This is a genomic window from Kosakonia arachidis (genome assembly GCF_900116535.1).
Classification (GTDB): domain Bacteria; phylum Pseudomonadota; class Gammaproteobacteria; order Enterobacterales; family Enterobacteriaceae; genus Kosakonia; species Kosakonia arachidis.
This window is the reverse complement of sequence record NZ_FPAU01000003.1, coordinates 367,798-381,239: the sequence shown is the minus strand read 5'-3', so window position 1 is coordinate 381,239 and position 13,442 is coordinate 367,798. Positions and strand designations below refer to the sequence as shown.

General features: G+C 52.1%; 15 protein-coding genes and 1 pseudogene. 6 read left to right on the top strand and 10 right to left on the bottom strand.

What is annotated here, in order from left to right:
• Positions 1-4 precede the first annotated feature (4 nt).
• Positions 5-475 carry a cyanase gene (cynS, locus tag BM427_RS13470; RefSeq protein WP_090122258.1) on the top strand — a complete coding sequence of 157 codons (471 nt, stop codon included), beginning with the start codon at positions 5-7 and terminating at the stop codon, positions 473-475.
• 169 nt (positions 476-644) lie between these two features.
• On the opposite strand, the gene BM427_RS13465 is transcribed toward cynS, so the two are convergent.
• Positions 645-1,412: an AraC family transcriptional regulator gene (locus BM427_RS13465; RefSeq protein WP_090122256.1), complete on the bottom strand. Its 768-nt coding sequence runs from the start codon at positions 1,410-1,412 to the stop codon at positions 645-647.
• 116 nt (positions 1,413-1,528) lie between these two features.
• On the opposite strand from BM427_RS13465, the gene BM427_RS13460 reads away from it, so the two are divergent.
• Positions 1,529-2,254, top strand: a complete 726-nt coding sequence (locus BM427_RS13460) for a type 1 glutamine amidotransferase (RefSeq protein WP_090122255.1) — start codon at positions 1,529-1,531, stop codon at positions 2,252-2,254.
• A gap of 326 nt (positions 2,255-2,580) precedes the next feature.
• Here the strand turns inward: BM427_RS13460 and BM427_RS26515 are convergent.
• The 4 genes and pseudogenes from BM427_RS26515 to BM427_RS13440 all read right to left on the bottom strand — a co-directional run.
• Positions 2,581-2,769 (bottom strand): annotated as a pseudogene (locus BM427_RS26515) (alpha/beta hydrolase fold domain-containing protein); the annotation flags it as partial.
• A gap of 41 nt (positions 2,770-2,810) precedes the next feature.
• Positions 2,811-3,287: a nuclear transport factor 2 family protein gene (locus BM427_RS13450; RefSeq protein ID WP_042392797.1), complete on the bottom strand. Its 477-nt coding sequence runs from the start codon at positions 3,285-3,287 to the stop codon at positions 2,811-2,813.
• A gap of 50 nt (positions 3,288-3,337) precedes the next feature.
• Entirely contained in the window at positions 3,338-3,913 is a 576-nt protein-coding gene (locus BM427_RS13445; protein ID WP_090122253.1) for a TetR/AcrR family transcriptional regulator, read from the bottom strand.
• A gap of 538 nt (positions 3,914-4,451) precedes the next feature.
• Positions 4,452-5,027: a CGNR zinc finger domain-containing protein gene (locus BM427_RS13440; protein WP_090122251.1), complete on the bottom strand. Its 576-nt coding sequence runs from the start codon at positions 5,025-5,027 to the stop codon at positions 4,452-4,454.
• Positions 5,028-5,122: 95 nt separating this feature from the next.
• Between BM427_RS13440 and BM427_RS13435 the strand changes: the two genes are divergently transcribed.
• From BM427_RS13435 to BM427_RS13415, 4 genes are all read left to right on the top strand, one after another.
• Positions 5,123-6,046 carry an alpha/beta fold hydrolase gene (locus BM427_RS13435; protein WP_090122250.1) on the top strand — a complete coding sequence of 308 codons (924 nt, stop codon included), beginning with the start codon at positions 5,123-5,125 and terminating at the stop codon, positions 6,044-6,046.
• 202 nt (positions 6,047-6,248) lie between these two features.
• Complete coding sequence (locus BM427_RS13430; RefSeq protein WP_090122248.1) at positions 6,249-6,641, top strand: VOC family protein; 393 nt, start codon at positions 6,249-6,251, stop codon at positions 6,639-6,641.
• Positions 6,642-6,952: 311 nt separating this feature from the next.
• The gene (locus tag BM427_RS13425) at positions 6,953-7,876 is read left to right on the top strand and encodes a pyridoxamine 5'-phosphate oxidase family protein (protein ID WP_090122245.1); all 924 of its coding nucleotides are present in this window, start codon (positions 6,953-6,955) and stop codon (positions 7,874-7,876) included.
• 555 nt (positions 7,877-8,431) lie between these two features.
• Positions 8,432-8,836, top strand: coding sequence for a nuclear transport factor 2 family protein (locus BM427_RS13415; RefSeq protein WP_090122242.1), 405 nt, complete (start codon positions 8,432-8,434; stop codon positions 8,834-8,836).
• 189 nt (positions 8,837-9,025) lie between these two features.
• Here the strand turns inward: BM427_RS13415 and BM427_RS13410 are convergent, their stop codons facing one another.
• From BM427_RS13410 to BM427_RS13390, 5 genes are all read right to left on the bottom strand, one after another.
• Complete coding sequence (locus BM427_RS13410; RefSeq protein ID WP_090122240.1) at positions 9,026-10,045, bottom strand: NADP-dependent oxidoreductase; 1,020 nt, start codon at positions 10,043-10,045, stop codon at positions 9,026-9,028.
• Positions 10,042-10,452, bottom strand: coding sequence for a hypothetical protein (locus tag BM427_RS13405; RefSeq protein ID WP_090122238.1), 411 nt, complete (start codon positions 10,450-10,452; stop codon positions 10,042-10,044). Before BM427_RS13405 ends, BM427_RS13410 begins: the two co-directional genes overlap by 4 nt.
• Before the next feature lie 3 nt (positions 10,453-10,455).
• Positions 10,456-11,274 (bottom strand): oxidoreductase, encoded by an 819-nt coding sequence (locus BM427_RS13400; RefSeq protein ID WP_090122763.1) that lies wholly within the window; start codon positions 11,272-11,274, stop codon positions 10,456-10,458.
• Positions 11,275-11,406: 132 nt separating this feature from the next.
• A complete protein-coding gene (locus tag BM427_RS13395) occupies positions 11,407-12,189 on the bottom strand; it encodes an SDR family NAD(P)-dependent oxidoreductase (RefSeq protein WP_090122236.1) in 783 nt (260 codons plus the stop codon).
• A 60-nt stretch (positions 12,190-12,249) separates the two neighbouring features.
• Positions 12,250-13,341, bottom strand: coding sequence for an alkene reductase (locus BM427_RS13390; RefSeq protein WP_090122234.1), 1,092 nt, complete (start codon positions 13,339-13,341; stop codon positions 12,250-12,252).
• Between the last annotated feature and the right edge of the window lie 101 nt (positions 13,342-13,442).

The window sequence follows — 13,442 nt, the reverse complement described above, 5'->3', positions numbered from 1 at the left end:
GACCATGATCCAGACTCAAGTCACTCAGGCCGCGCGTCAGGCACTCACCGAAACCATTATTCTGGCTAAGGCCCGCAAGGAGCTCTCCTTCGCCGAAATCGTTGATGGCACAGGTTTGTCGGAGGCCTTTGTTACCGCAGCCCTGCTCGGTCAGCATCCGTTGCCCGCCGACGCAGCCGTAGTGGTTGGCAAGAAGCTCGACCTGAATGCTGATGAAGTTAAACTGTTGCAGTCGGTGCCTGTCCGCGGCAGCTTTACCGATGGCATCCCGACAGATCCGACAATCTACCGTTTCTACGAGATGATGTCAGTTTACGGGCCTACCCTTAAGGCTCTGGTGCATGAGAAGTTCGGCGACGGCATCATCAGCGCCATTAACTTCAAACTCGACATCAAGAAAGTTGATGATCCGGATGGTGGCCATCGTGCGGTAATCACCCTGGACGGCAAGTACCTGCCGACCAAGCCTTTCTGATCCTTTCAGAATTCAGCCCGGCGACTGAAGAGCCGGGCTGCCTGTGTTTTCAGTCGCGGTGTGTTCCGCCTCTTTCTCATTTAACACCTGATAATCGTGGTGTCAGCATCGACACTGTGCCGGATAGCGTTAATACCCGATATATCACCGTTCCCCGACTGAGCCTCCGTCAAAACTCACCGGGTGTCAGCCCCATAACGGCACGAAACGCAGCAGAAAATGCGGCCGGTGATGAAAAACCAAGCCGCCAGGCAATCTGTTTAACAGGTACGTTTTCAGAAAGAAGATCCAGTGATGCGTATATTCTTGCACGCTGCTTCCATGTCCGGAAGCTGAACCCCGTATCACGTGAAAACAGGCGGGAGAAAGACCTTTCCGACATGTTTGCTATGTCAGCCATATCGGTCAACGAGGTTTCCCAGCGATGGCTGAGCATCAGCTCTCCTGCAGCACGTAATAACCGGTCATCCTGCGGCATCGGTAATTCTGCGGGTACGGATGGCGCCTCGCCGATAATTTCCAGAAGTAAAAGCGCCATTTTTCGCTTCGTCAGCGTGTGGTAATCATTTATAAACAGGCCAGCGATTAATTCCTTTACCAGCGGGACCACGTCGATCACGTGTACCCGGTCATTCTTCGCGAAATGTGCGCACTCAGAAATCAGGCTGCCGCTGAAGTAAACGGCGCGCAGCTCCGTACGCGACAGAAGTCTGTATGAGTGTTCCATCAACGGTGGGAGCCAGAGCGCCCGCTGAGGGGGAATAACCCACCGCCTGCCTACGGCCTCAACCAGCAGAACGCCACTGCTGGCGTATAAAAGTTGCCCTTCCAGGTGATAATGAGGGGGATCCTCTTCCCCACGCCGGTAGGAAATGGCCGTCGCTGACCAGCCTGTTGAGTCATCGTGCCTTGGCGCTTTATCGATGCTTACTGACATTTCAGAATCAAACCTCACGTCTATCATGTTCCGACTGGCGTTACCCGACCGGTATTTCGCAGGGGGTGATGTGCGCCTGACTTATTACTTAACAAGACTCTGAAGGATATAAGCCTATGCGAGTACATTTTATTGTGCATGAACATTTTGAAGCACCCGGCGCGTTTGAAACCTGGGCCATGATTCGTGGCCATGAGGTAACCTTCTCTCGCGTTTATGCAGGTCAGAAACTTCCTGAAGATGCACGGAATATCGATCTGCTGGTAGTCATGGGGGGGCCGCAGGATCCATCCGTCATGCCTGATGAATGTGCACATTTTGACTCCAGAGCAGAACAGGCACTTATTGCCTCTGCAGTACAACTGGGTAAAGCCGTCATCGGCGTCTGCCTGGGCGCTCAACTGATTGGGGAAGCACTGGGTGCACACTTCGCGCACAGCCCGGAAAAAGAGATCGGCAAGTTCCCCGTTTTTATGACTGCAGAAAGCGAGCAGAACCCGCTGTTTTCTCACTTCGGTAATAAGCTTGATGTCGGGCACTGGCATAACGACATGCCGGGACTTACGCCCGAGGCGGAGATCATCGCCTGGAGCGAAGGATGCCCGCGCCAGATAGTTGCTTATTCTGAGCTGGTCTACGGGTTTCAGTGCCATATGGAGCTTACACTGGCTCTTGTCGAATTGCTGATCGCGCATTCCGAGCGGGATTTGCGTCGGGCAGCAGAATATCGATTCGTTCAGACACCAGAAGAATTACGGAGCCACGACTACAGCGAAATGAACAGAGCATTATTCACTTTTCTCGACAAACTCGAGTCACGCTACCGCCAGACAGGTATATGACTTCGTTACCTGCAGCGAAACGACATGCCGCGCCAGTGACCGTTTATCGTTATTACTGAGTCGAAAAAAGCCCCCGATAAGTAACAGGTCGCACGCTTAACGGGGGATATATGAAAATGTTGAATGGTCCGGTTCCAAAAATTCGCATCCCGATCCGGACAACAGGCAGAGGGTAAAAAAGGACCGCCCGATGAAACCGGCCAGTCAGTTGGCGGTTATTTCAGGTGTTCTTTCAGTTCATAGGCGGCCTGACCAAGCGCGGTCCACACGGCAGGCACGTCGCTCAGCGCGTTCAGCAGACCGTAATCATGAATTAACCCGTTGTAGCGGGTGCCGTCTACGCCAATTTCGGCAACCCAGCGAGTTGCCGCATAGGCCTGATTAATCGCAACCGGGAAATGCGCTTCCGGTGATGGTGTATAGTTGACAAAGACGGCTGCTGCACCTGACTCACTCACCAGGTTACGAACGAGATGTTCGTGGGTAGCAAAATCGCCCAGAACCCAGCCCCCGCCGGGACAGTAACCGCGGGACTTGCGCGTCATAACTCAATGAATTACAGACCCAGGTCAGAGAGGCTCGGATGATCGTCAGGACGACGTCCCAGCGGCCAGAAGAATTTGCGCTCGCTTTCTTTGATGGGCATGTCATTGATACATGCGAAGCGACGTTTCATTAGGCCATCGGCCTCAAACTCCCAGTTTTCGTTGCCGTAAGAGCGGAACCAGTTACCTGAGTCATCCCGCCATTCGTAAGCGTAACGGACAGCAATTCGGTTTCCGCCAAACGCCCACAGCTCTTTGATGAGGCGGTATTCGAGCTCTTTTTTCCACTTACGGGCGAGGAACCCTTCGGCTTCTTCACGATTATTCGCGAACTCCGCACGGTTACGCCATTTGGTGTCCAGCGAATAAGCCAGTGCGACTTTTGCAGCGTCGCGGGTATTCCAGCCATCCTCAGCCAGACGAACTTTCTCGATAGCAGTTTCCAGTGTAAATGGCGGGAGCGGCGGACGGACTTGTGCATTGGTCATGGTTAAATTCCTCTTAATTTCGGTTTATAGGCAATAAAAATATTCGTTACTCAGGCCCCGGCTGAGACCCGCTCCAGCAAAACTTTTGCAACGTCCCGCGCGTCGTCAGCGGCGTTCCGGTCGCCCATCACGTATGTCATGGTGATAGCCCCCTCCACCAAAATCAGCAGTTGTCTGGCCAGAGCTGCAGGGTGTTCTGTGTTCAGCTGCACGCTGAGCTCGAGCGTATAATCAAGCAGTTTTTGCTTATGCATTTTCGCTATCAGGCGAACAGGATCGTCCGGGTCTCCCACCTCTCCGGCTGTGTTGATAAAGGCACAGCCCCGGAAGCCTTCAGACTCAAACCAGCTTTTCAGAACAGTAAACATGTTCAGAATGCGATCCTGAGGCGTCTCGCCTTTATCAGACTCGGTTCTGAACCACTGCATCCACCGTTCGTCACGCTCATTCAACGCGGCCGACGCCACGTCCTCCTTGTTCGCGAAATGGCGATAAATACTTTTCCTTGCTACGCCTGAGGTCTTCACCAGAAGGTCCATGCCCATGGCGTGGATGCCGTTCTGATAGATGAGCTGCTCAGCGGTAGTGAGGATTTTTTCTCGTGTATTACTTGGCTTCTTGTTCATGCGTTAAAGGTAGAACGATCATTCTACCAGGTCAAGCGATTGTTTTGTTCCGGGTGGGGTAATGATTTAAAAAGTTCTTTTAAATCAATTAATAGAGAATAAATAAAATTTTCACAACGAAGTGGTTTTCTGAAAAGAAAACGTTGGCAGGGATAAACAGAGTATTCAGGGTGGGGGTACAGATTGGGAAAGGCGGATATAAATCCTGTAGAACAGGGCTGTGTTAAGCTGCGCTGCCGTTTAACTCTGAACGATGGTTTTTACCTGAGTTTTGCCTGGTAAAACCAGGCTCTCCCTGACAGCTCGCTTCATTTGCAGTCTGTCGAGAATCATACTGGTGCGCTCGCCGGGTTCTTTCAGCTTGTACCCACCATTTAATGGCATCGGGGATATCACATAGCGCCGAGTACTCAGGATAATCCCGTTCACGTTGTACCCGTTTAATATGCGCAGAGTTTAATGCGTCCGCACACCCGGACGCGGTATGTTCTTGCGTGCATGTCCCGAAGCCGCACTTTTAAAAGTGCGGTCTGGATTGCTATGAATCTTTCCTGTTTCGAAATGCGGCCACTTTCATACGATTGCCGCAGGTGGCCATGCTGCACCAGCGGCGTCGATGGGATTTGCTTAAATCGTGAAACAGTAAAATACAATTGTGGCCCTCACACTGTCGTACGTATTCGAATTTGTCATCCGTGACGAGTTTTATAAGCGCGTCGGCAACGGGCCACAGTAGGCCCGCGGGGCTTTCCGTATCTGAACGAACATCCACACGATAGCGCTGCGTATCTTGATCCCATGTCAGCCGTGTCTCAGGACGCCCTTTTTCAAATATTCTGTTAATCACCGTCAGGTCTGCCTCACACGACTTCATCGCGGCATGCACGACTGCCCGGGCGGCATCGCGGAGTTGGCGAGCCTCTGCCAGTAATTCAGGCGGAGCCACAGTTCCTTTCAGCACAAGGCCCGTCGTTTCCAGCCAGTCGATAACGCTTCGGGCGTCATCAAAGCAATCATGTCTGTTGTCACCCGTCCCGTACTCACTATTGATGAAGTCCAGTGCGAGGTTATCGGCGAGGAAGAGAGGCGGAGAAGAAAGTTTTTTGATTTCCATACACACCCGTAACCTAATAAATAATTTTGACAGGTTACCAGAATTATATGTAACCTTCAATAAAGCACTTTAATGGTTACATGAGGTTCACTGTTATGTCTTCTCATTTCGCATCATCACCTGCAGATAAAGCGCCTGCCACGGCGGCCGCGCAGATTCATTACCGCTATCAACAGGTGGGCAGCGTTAACGTTTTTTACCGTGAAGCCGGCGATCCGGCATCGCCTGTCCTGCTAATGCTGCACGGTTTCGCGGGTTCATCATTTATGTTCCGTGACCTTATTGCCCTGCTGGCAGATCGTTATCATCTGGTAGCGCCAGACTTGCCGGCCTTTGGTTTTACCGAGGCGCCAGATCGGGGTGACTACGCGTATACCTTTGACCAACTGGCTGAGACCATTGACCAGTTCACTGAAGCGCTCGGCCTCGACGCCTATGCCATGATGGTTCACGACTACGGTGCACCCGTCGGATGGCGTCTTGCGCTGACGCATCCTCAGCGGATTACCGCCATCATTTCCCAGAACGGCAATGCTTACGAAGAGGGACTGGGAGAGGCCTGGGCACCTATCCAGAAGTATTGGCGCGACCCTACCCCCGAGAACCGCAGTGCGCTGAGTGATTTTCCGACGCCGGCATCAATCAAGTGGCAGTACCTGGAAGGTGTAGCCGATCCGAGTCTGGTTTCTCCTGATGGCTATTCGCTTGAAGGCATGCAGGTATTACGTCCGGGCAATGCGGAGATCCAGCTGGACCTGCTGCTGGATTATGCCTCGAACGTGAAGATGTACCCTCTGTTTCAGCAGTATTTCAGGGAATATCAACCACCTTTGCTGGCGGTCTGGGGAAAACACGATCCGTTTTTCATGGCCACAGGTGCCGAAGCCTGGAAACGCGATATCCCGGAAGCCGAGATACACTTCTATGACACCGGTCACTTCGCGCTTGAAACGCATGCGAAAGAGATAGGTGATGACGTTCGGGAGTTTCTTGACCGCCATGTCCGTCAGGCGGAGTGACTCCCTTCTGAAGCTTAGCGGCTCTGAGGCCGCGCGGGCAGTAATGGTGAATGGGAACGCTTAAAACAAAAACCGGAAAACATTATGTTTTTTACACAGGGCGTGGCTGTCCGGACGTAAAAGCAGATTTCACATACCGCGGGCATGCTTGTCGAAGGGCAATCATCCCTGAACAAAGCCTTTCAGAAAGAGGACAGGAACGATGGCAGTGACTCATGGTGTACAACATATTGGCTTAGCCGTATCAAATCTTGAAGAGAGCGCGGCGTTCTTCACTGATTTACTGGGCTGGCAGGAAGTCAAACGACGCGAAGACTATCCGGCCATCTTTGTGAAAGACGAAGCACTAACACTCACACTCTGGAAAACGCAAACAGAGGAGCCTGTTCAGTTCAATCGCAAAAACAATGTCGGACTCCATCACCTGGCTTTGCGGGTAGAAACCAAAGACGGCCTGTATGAGATTCTTGAGGTGTTGAAGGCACATCAGGTCGAAATTGAGTTCGAACCTACTTTGATTCGCGAAGGGCCGTCCATGCACATGATGTGCTATGAGCCAAGTGGTATACGAATTGAATTTTATTACCCTGGTTGAGTGATTTCTGGCGTCCTGTGCCGGGGCATTGCCGTGATGCTTTATCAGAGTGAAGTTCCTGGCGGCGATTGCCCTGGTGGTCGCCGCACTGTTAGTTATATTGCTCAGCCGCAGAGGTGAGCTACTCATTTGCCGGAATTAAATTCAGTTATGGGATATGAAATTGTCCGTTTCACGCCATGAAATATTAAACAGGCTTTTTATGCCTTAGGTAAAGGCGACTTTCGCGCTTCAGGTGCCAGCAAATATTTCGCTTCATCGTAGCGGGTTCTGGTCTTCCAGCAACGGTAAATAATCCCGGGAGGGGCCCCATGCAACAGGCACGCAGTGTCTTCCATGACGGTGAACGTGCAGTGCAGGCGCGTGCCGAAGTTTCAGTTGAGTGGCTTAAGCAGTCAGAAGGCTTTGTGCGCTCAAAGATGCCTCAGCAACATCGTGACTTCTTTGAGAGTCTTCAGATGCTGTTTCTGGGGCTGCTCGATTCAACTGGCCGGCCATGGTGTGTTCCGGCTCTCGGGCCACGAGGTTTCCTGGTTTCCCCCACCCCGGATACACTCGAAATTCATCGAGACCCGGTTCTTTCGTATGAACTCGGCCTGGATCGGTCACCCGGCGCCAGTGTTGGCATGCTTGGGATTGATCTGGCCAGCAGACGCCGCAATCGACTGAATGGCCGGATACAACACGCCTCGACTGGTGAAATGACCATCCTGGTCGACCAGTGCTTCGGAAACTGTCCGCAATACATTCGGACCCGACATCTGCCCCCTGGCCAGGACGAGCCGTCAGCTGTGAGCCGCCGGCGCGGCAACATAACTGATCCGGAAGTTCGTCGGATTATTGAGGCCGCTGACACGTTTTTTATCGCCTCCCGCGCGGCTGGACCACTGGATGGTGGAAGCGCCGGAGTCGATGCATCACACCGAGGGGGGCGTCCGGGATTTCTCAGTATCAACGGAGACGGCACGCTCTCCTTTCCCGATTTTTCCGGCAATCGCTTTTTCAATACACTAGGCAACATTGAGAGCGACGGCCGGGTCGGCCTGTTCGTTCCGGATTTCGAAACGGGTGAGGCAATAGTGCTTACGGGGCACGGTTCCATCGACTGGAACCCCGAACGCATTAAGTCGTTCGAAGGTGCCGAGCGTATCGTAGACGTGGTGCCAGAAGAGATCTGGCATGCCAGTGCCGCGCTGCCGGTTATCGGGACGACAAGCGAGAAGATTGCGAGTTGATGCCCCGGCTGTTCCACGACCATTGTGAAAAGGGAGATATCATCAAGGTAGGGCCGCCCGCGGGCAATTTCGTTCTGGATGACGGCACGCAGCCGATCGTCATGCGTTTCGGTGGCGGAGGTATAACACCCATGATGGCCATGCTTGATGCGCAGGTAACAACCCTTAAAAAAGGGGGTCTCAACACAGGGTTTACTTCGCCTATGCGACGCAGAACAGTGACAACCATGTGTTCCGTCGCGAGCTCAAAGCTATGGCCCACAGATACGACTGACTACATCTCTTCACAGCATATAGGGTCAGTTTGGATATCGAAAATTATTGTACGTTAAGGTGATTTTTTATACATCTGAGTTGTGATAGGGGAGCCAGCTCACGTTGACGGGCAGCTTTGAGCGAGGAGTGCACTGAAGGCATTTCTGCGTCAGAGGTAGTCCGAATAACGTACCAACGGCTCTCAATACCTTTATCAAACAGCACCGCATGATAAGGCGATATTTAAGCCAATCTATTAATCTGATAATCCTCAATAACTCTTACCAGGATTAACACGCTATGACAACCCAAACACCCCAGGCAGTAGCGGAAGATTTTTTTCATCGTATAGCCACAGCTGAAGATGTAAATGAGATAGCTGCACTGGTGAGTGAAAACGTAGACTGGCTGGTTGCTGGAAATACTCAGGTAGTTCCCTGGGTTGGTCGTAAACACGGCAGAAAAGGTGTCGCAGAATTCTATGCGCAAATCCGGACGCACCTTGTGTCAGAACATTTTGAACTCAAAGATATACTTATCAAAGATAAGCATCTGGTCGCTATCGGTGAGTTAGCATCACGCGTAAAAAAAACACAGAAGATGATTGAAACCGAATTTGTACTCGACATGTTTATCGAAAATGGTCTTATTACACGCTTTCGCATGTTTGAGGATAGCTATGCAGTTTCCGAGGCATGTCTTTAATTGCTGATGCGCTTGTTCCCTTAATACCCGCTCCTGGCACTAAGCGGACAAGCTACCTGAGCTAAAGGTCCGCTGTGAACAAACAGCGGACATGCCGCACCTCTTTCATGAGGCAGCGGATTTAGTTCGTGAGGCAACAGACTTTAGCGATTGTCTCTTCTCGTAGGCAGATGCAAATTGCAGTTGTTGTTACTTTTGCATCTTAACGACAACTTTGCCCTTCGCATGTCCCCCGGCAAGATAGTCAAGAGCATCCTTTGTCACTGCAAAGGGAAAAACCTTATCTATCACAGGGATGATGTGTTCCGCTTCTATGAGCTTGCTTATTTGAGTTAATTGAGCGCCATCAGGTCGAACGAAGAGAAATGAATAGGCCAGGCCCTGTTTTTTCGTAAGACGTATAATCTTGCGGCTCATCAGCCCGAGCACAAAACGCAGTAAGAAGTTCAATCCCCGGACCCGTGCGAACGCGGCATCTAACGGCCCGATGAGAGAAATAATCTTTCCGCCAGGCTTAAGAATGTGGGTGGATTTTTCAATCACATCTCCCCTGAGGGTGCCCAGAACGATATCGTAGCCACTGAGTTCGTTTTCGAATTCCTGCTTTTTATAATCAATCACCTCATCGGCCCCAAGACGGCTTACCCAGTCGACATTCTCTGTACTCGTTGTCGTTCCCACGCTTGCGCCCAGGTGCTTCGCCAACTGGATGGCAAAACTGCCAATCCCCCCGGAGCCTGCGGGTATAAAAACGTTCTGACCAGGCCTGAGCCCAGCACGTTCTGTCAGCGCCTGCCAGGATGTGAGGCTCACCATCGGTAACGAAGCCGCCTCTACGAAACTCAGATTTGCGGGTTTCAGGGCCGCAGCGCTCTCAGGGACCCGTGCAAATTCGGCAAGGGAGCCAATTCCCGTATCGAAAATACTGGCAAAAATTTCGTCACCCGGGATAAAACGGGTCACACGAGCCCCCACGGCAACAACGACCCCGGCCAAATCACTGCCCAGCGTCGCAGGGAGCTTAAAATGCAATACCGGCTTAAACATGCCGGTTGGGATCATGTTGTCAATCGGGTTAAGGCCAACCGCGTAGACCTTCACCAGGATTTCATCAGCACCGGGAGAAGGATAATCCACGTCATCGAATCCCAGCTCAGGGGATTTACCATAACGTTTAAACGTAAAGGCTTTCATCGTTCTGGTCTTCATTTATTGTTTACCCTGTGGTGTTTGCCAGTGAAATTTTTCTTAACCGCCCTGTTGCTGAGTAAAAAGGCTATCCCCAGGAACAGCTCGATAAACACGGCAAAAAGGATCTGCCCGCTAACATGCGCTTCGCACCATTCAGCGAGGCCCAGCACGGCTGAAATAATCGATATGGTGCTGATACCGGCGGCCAGAGCATAACGGGCCGGGGAAAGTTGGGCATTTCTGGCCAGTAAACACATGACCCCCACTCCCATAAAAAATGCGGCCGAGCGACGACAAATCACGCGGGTACCCGCCGTCGGCTCAATTCCCCACTGGGTTAAAAGCTGTTCCGGGAAAAACATCCATATCAAGGCCAGGATGAAAAACAACACAGAGGTCAGAATAGCCAACTGAGAAAATTTCATTTTTTATTCTTTCGCATCCAGTTGAAGACTTTTGCGCACCACCTTATCCAGGAATGCTGCAGGCGCGAATCTGAGAATAAAATTCAATTTACCGGCCAGCGTTCCCGCCGTGTAGCGCACCTTCGGATGTAAAGTCTGAGCCGCTTTAACCACTACGTCACCCACGACCTCCGGGCTTTCCGCTTCGGCCATTGCCTTGCTAAGCACTTTCGCCAGCTTAGCCCGGATCTGGTCATACTCTTCAAGCCGGGCATCCGGCTCTATATTATTGGCTTCAAACTGTGTTTTCATGTAAGCAGGTTCGATGACAGAAACCCGGATACCCTGCGTGCGCAATTCATGATCCAGTGCCCCCGTATACCCCTCGACTGCATACTTGCTGGCAGCATAAAGTGCCACATACGGAAACGGAACGACCCCAAGTATTGAGCCGATGTTAATAATGCGCCCACTGCCCTGGCGGCGCATATGCGGGATCACAGCCCGGGTCAACCTGACGATACCCAAAAAGTTGGTGTCGAACATATGCCTGGCCTGTTCGACAGAACTTTCTTCCGCAGCCGCCGGAGCGATCCCAAAGCCTGCATTGTTCACCAGCAGATCTATCCGCCCCTCCAGACGCAACAACTCCTCAATGGCGGCCCCGACAGAAGCGTCGTCTGTCACATCAAGCGTCAGTAACGGAAACGGATGCTTTCCCGCCTGGGAGCCACGCCGGCTTGTGCCATAAACCGTATACCCCGCCGCTAAAAGTTTAATAGCCGACGCTTCGCCGATACCTGAGGACGCACCGGTAACCAGTGCTACACGTTTTTTTGTCATGCTGAATAAGGCCTTGATGATTTGTTTGAGGTTTCTCATCGCTGCTGAGAGGAAACGCTGTAAGGGATTTATGTCGGGTTTACTTCTCTGCAGAACAGCTAAAAGACCGTTCTGCAGAGTGCGCCTCATTGACTAAAGTGCTTTATATCGTTCGGCAGCTTCATCTTGTTTGATGTCTGAGAGCAGAGCCTGACGCGAAGCATCGAGGGTGTTCCAGCGTGCAGCATTATGTAACGGCGGGATGGTGACGAGCTCACGGCGATCAAAGCCAACCAGTGCGGCATCCACCAACTCGCCCACTTCCATGAATTTTGCCGAGTTACTGATATCGATACCCGCACGATCCCAGATTTCCGTGTAAGTGCCGGCAGGGAGCACCGCCTGGATATAAATGCCCTTAGACGACAGCTCTACATTCATTCCCTGAGACAGGAAAAGCACAAAGGCTTTGGTTGCGCCGTAAACCGTCATGGCAAATTCCGGGGCCAGGCCTACGACGGAACTGATATTAACGATTGAGCCTTCACCCGCCTGCACAAACCGTGGCGCCACGGCACTGGCAAGCCTCGTCAGGGCGGTGACGTTAAGCGCTATAAGGCTTTCTATCGATTCAGGCGTCTGCTCTGTAAAACTGCCGGACTGCGCGATACCCGCATTATTGATAAGAATGCCAATCTGCGTGTCTTCACGCAGGCGAGCTTCGACCCGGGCTAAATCGCTCGTTTGCGTGAGGTCGGCAGGCAAAACATCGACAGAAATGCCATTTTCCTGTCGCAGACGCGCAGCCAGTATTTCTAACTTCGCTTTGTCACGTGCAACAAGAACAAGGTCGTGGCCCCGGCGGGCAAACCGTTCAGCGTAAACAGCACCAATACCCGTGGATGCGCCTGTGATGAGAACTGAAGCTTTAGTCATAAGTGGCTCTTCTCTATTAATGTGTAAACAAAATCCGCAATGTGCGATGTATGTAGGGCTTTACTTGCTGGTCTCAGTCAGCGACGGGTAATCGGTATATCCCGCGGCGCCACCGCCATAAAGTGTTTCAGGATTGAGTGGGGCCAGAGGCGCGCCCGTCTTCAGCCTTTCGACCAGATCCGGATTGGAGATGAACGGGCGACCAAACGCGAACAGCTCGGCTTTGCCCTGCGCAAGTTGCGTGGACGCCAGCGCCAGGTCATAGCCATTGTTGCCGATCCAGGTGTTTTTAAAGCGTCGCCGCAGGGCGTCATAATCGAACGGTGATACATCACGCGGGCCGCCCGTAGCACCTTCAACCACGTGGAGGTACACAATACCTAATGCATCGAGTTGTTCAGCGAGGTAGTCATATTGTGGCTGCGGATCACTGCACGAAATCGCATTAGCAGGTGAAACCGGTGAAATGCGTACGCCAGTGCGTTCTGCGCCGATCTCATCCTTTATGGCCGCCGTGACTTCCAGCAGCAGGCGCGCACGATTTTCAACAGAGCCGCCGTATTCATCAGTACGCTGGTTTGCGCCATCTTTCAGGAATTGTTCCAGCAGATAACCATTCGCACCGTGGATTTCAACGCCGTCAAACCCGGCGGTAATGGCATTGGCCGATGCCTTTCTGAAATCGTCAATAATCCCCGGTATTTCCTGCAGCTCGATCGCACGTGGTTCAGAGACATCAGAAAAACCGTTGTTCACAAAGGTCTTAGTCTCGGCACGGATGGCGGACGGGGCGACCGGCGCCGCGCCACCAGGCTGTAAATCGACATGCGAAATTCGTCCTACGTGCCATAACTGCACAAAAATGCGCCCACCGTTGGCATGCACCGCATCAGTCACTTTGCGCCAACCATCGATTTGAGCCTGTGTATAGATACCCGGCGTATCCTGATAGCCCTGCGCCTGGGCGGAGATCTGCGTAGCTTCAGTAATCAGCAACCCAGCAGTAGCTCGCTGGGTGTAGTAGGTCGCCGCCAGATCGCTGGGTACCAGACCCGCTCCGGCCCGGTTACGTGTTAAGGGTGCCATCACGATATGGTTGGCAAGCGTTATTGGCCCGAGATCATAAGGTTGAAACAGTAATTCGTTCGTCATGTTTATTTGCCTGCTAAGCGGTCGGTCAAAGGTTAATTTAATGATGATGATCATCATCTATAAAGTCAACCAGTTTGATTATGACCATCATCAATGTATAC

Bases quoted from the DNA above. Each gene is read 5' to 3' on its own strand.
- cynS (WP_090122258.1), top strand. From the start codon at position 5: ATGATCCAGACTCAAGTCACTCAGGCCGCGCGTCAGGCACTCACCGAA.
- BM427_RS13465 (WP_090122256.1), bottom strand. From the start codon at position 1,412: ATGTCAGTAAGCATCGATAAAGCGCCAAGGCACGATGACTCAACAGGC.
- BM427_RS13460 (WP_090122255.1), top strand. From the start codon at position 1,529: ATGCGAGTACATTTTATTGTGCATGAACATTTTGAAGCACCCGGCGCG.
- BM427_RS13450 (WP_042392797.1), bottom strand. From the start codon at position 3,287: ATGACCAATGCACAAGTCCGTCCGCCGCTCCCGCCATTTACACTGGAA.
- BM427_RS13445 (WP_090122253.1), bottom strand. From the start codon at position 3,913: ATGAACAAGAAGCCAAGTAATACACGAGAAAAAATCCTCACTACCGCT.
- BM427_RS13440 (WP_090122251.1), bottom strand. From the start codon at position 5,027: ATGGAAATCAAAAAACTTTCTTCTCCGCCTCTCTTCCTCGCCGATAAC.
- BM427_RS13435 (WP_090122250.1), top strand. From the start codon at position 5,123: ATGTCTTCTCATTTCGCATCATCACCTGCAGATAAAGCGCCTGCCACG.
- BM427_RS13430 (WP_090122248.1), top strand. From the start codon at position 6,249: ATGGCAGTGACTCATGGTGTACAACATATTGGCTTAGCCGTATCAAAT.
- BM427_RS13425 (WP_090122245.1), top strand. From the start codon at position 6,953: ATGCAACAGGCACGCAGTGTCTTCCATGACGGTGAACGTGCAGTGCAG.
- BM427_RS13415 (WP_090122242.1), top strand. From the start codon at position 8,432: ATGACAACCCAAACACCCCAGGCAGTAGCGGAAGATTTTTTTCATCGT.
- BM427_RS13410 (WP_090122240.1), bottom strand. From the start codon at position 10,045: ATGAAGACCAGAACGATGAAAGCCTTTACGTTTAAACGTTATGGTAAA.
- BM427_RS13405 (WP_090122238.1), bottom strand. From the start codon at position 10,452: ATGAAATTTTCTCAGTTGGCTATTCTGACCTCTGTGTTGTTTTTCATC.
- BM427_RS13400 (WP_090122763.1), bottom strand. From the start codon at position 11,274: ATGACAAAAAAACGTGTAGCACTGGTTACCGGTGCGTCCTCAGGTATC.
- BM427_RS13395 (WP_090122236.1), bottom strand. From the start codon at position 12,189: ATGACTAAAGCTTCAGTTCTCATCACAGGCGCATCCACGGGTATTGGT.
- BM427_RS13390 (WP_090122234.1), bottom strand. From the start codon at position 13,341: ATGACGAACGAATTACTGTTTCAACCTTATGATCTCGGGCCAATAACG.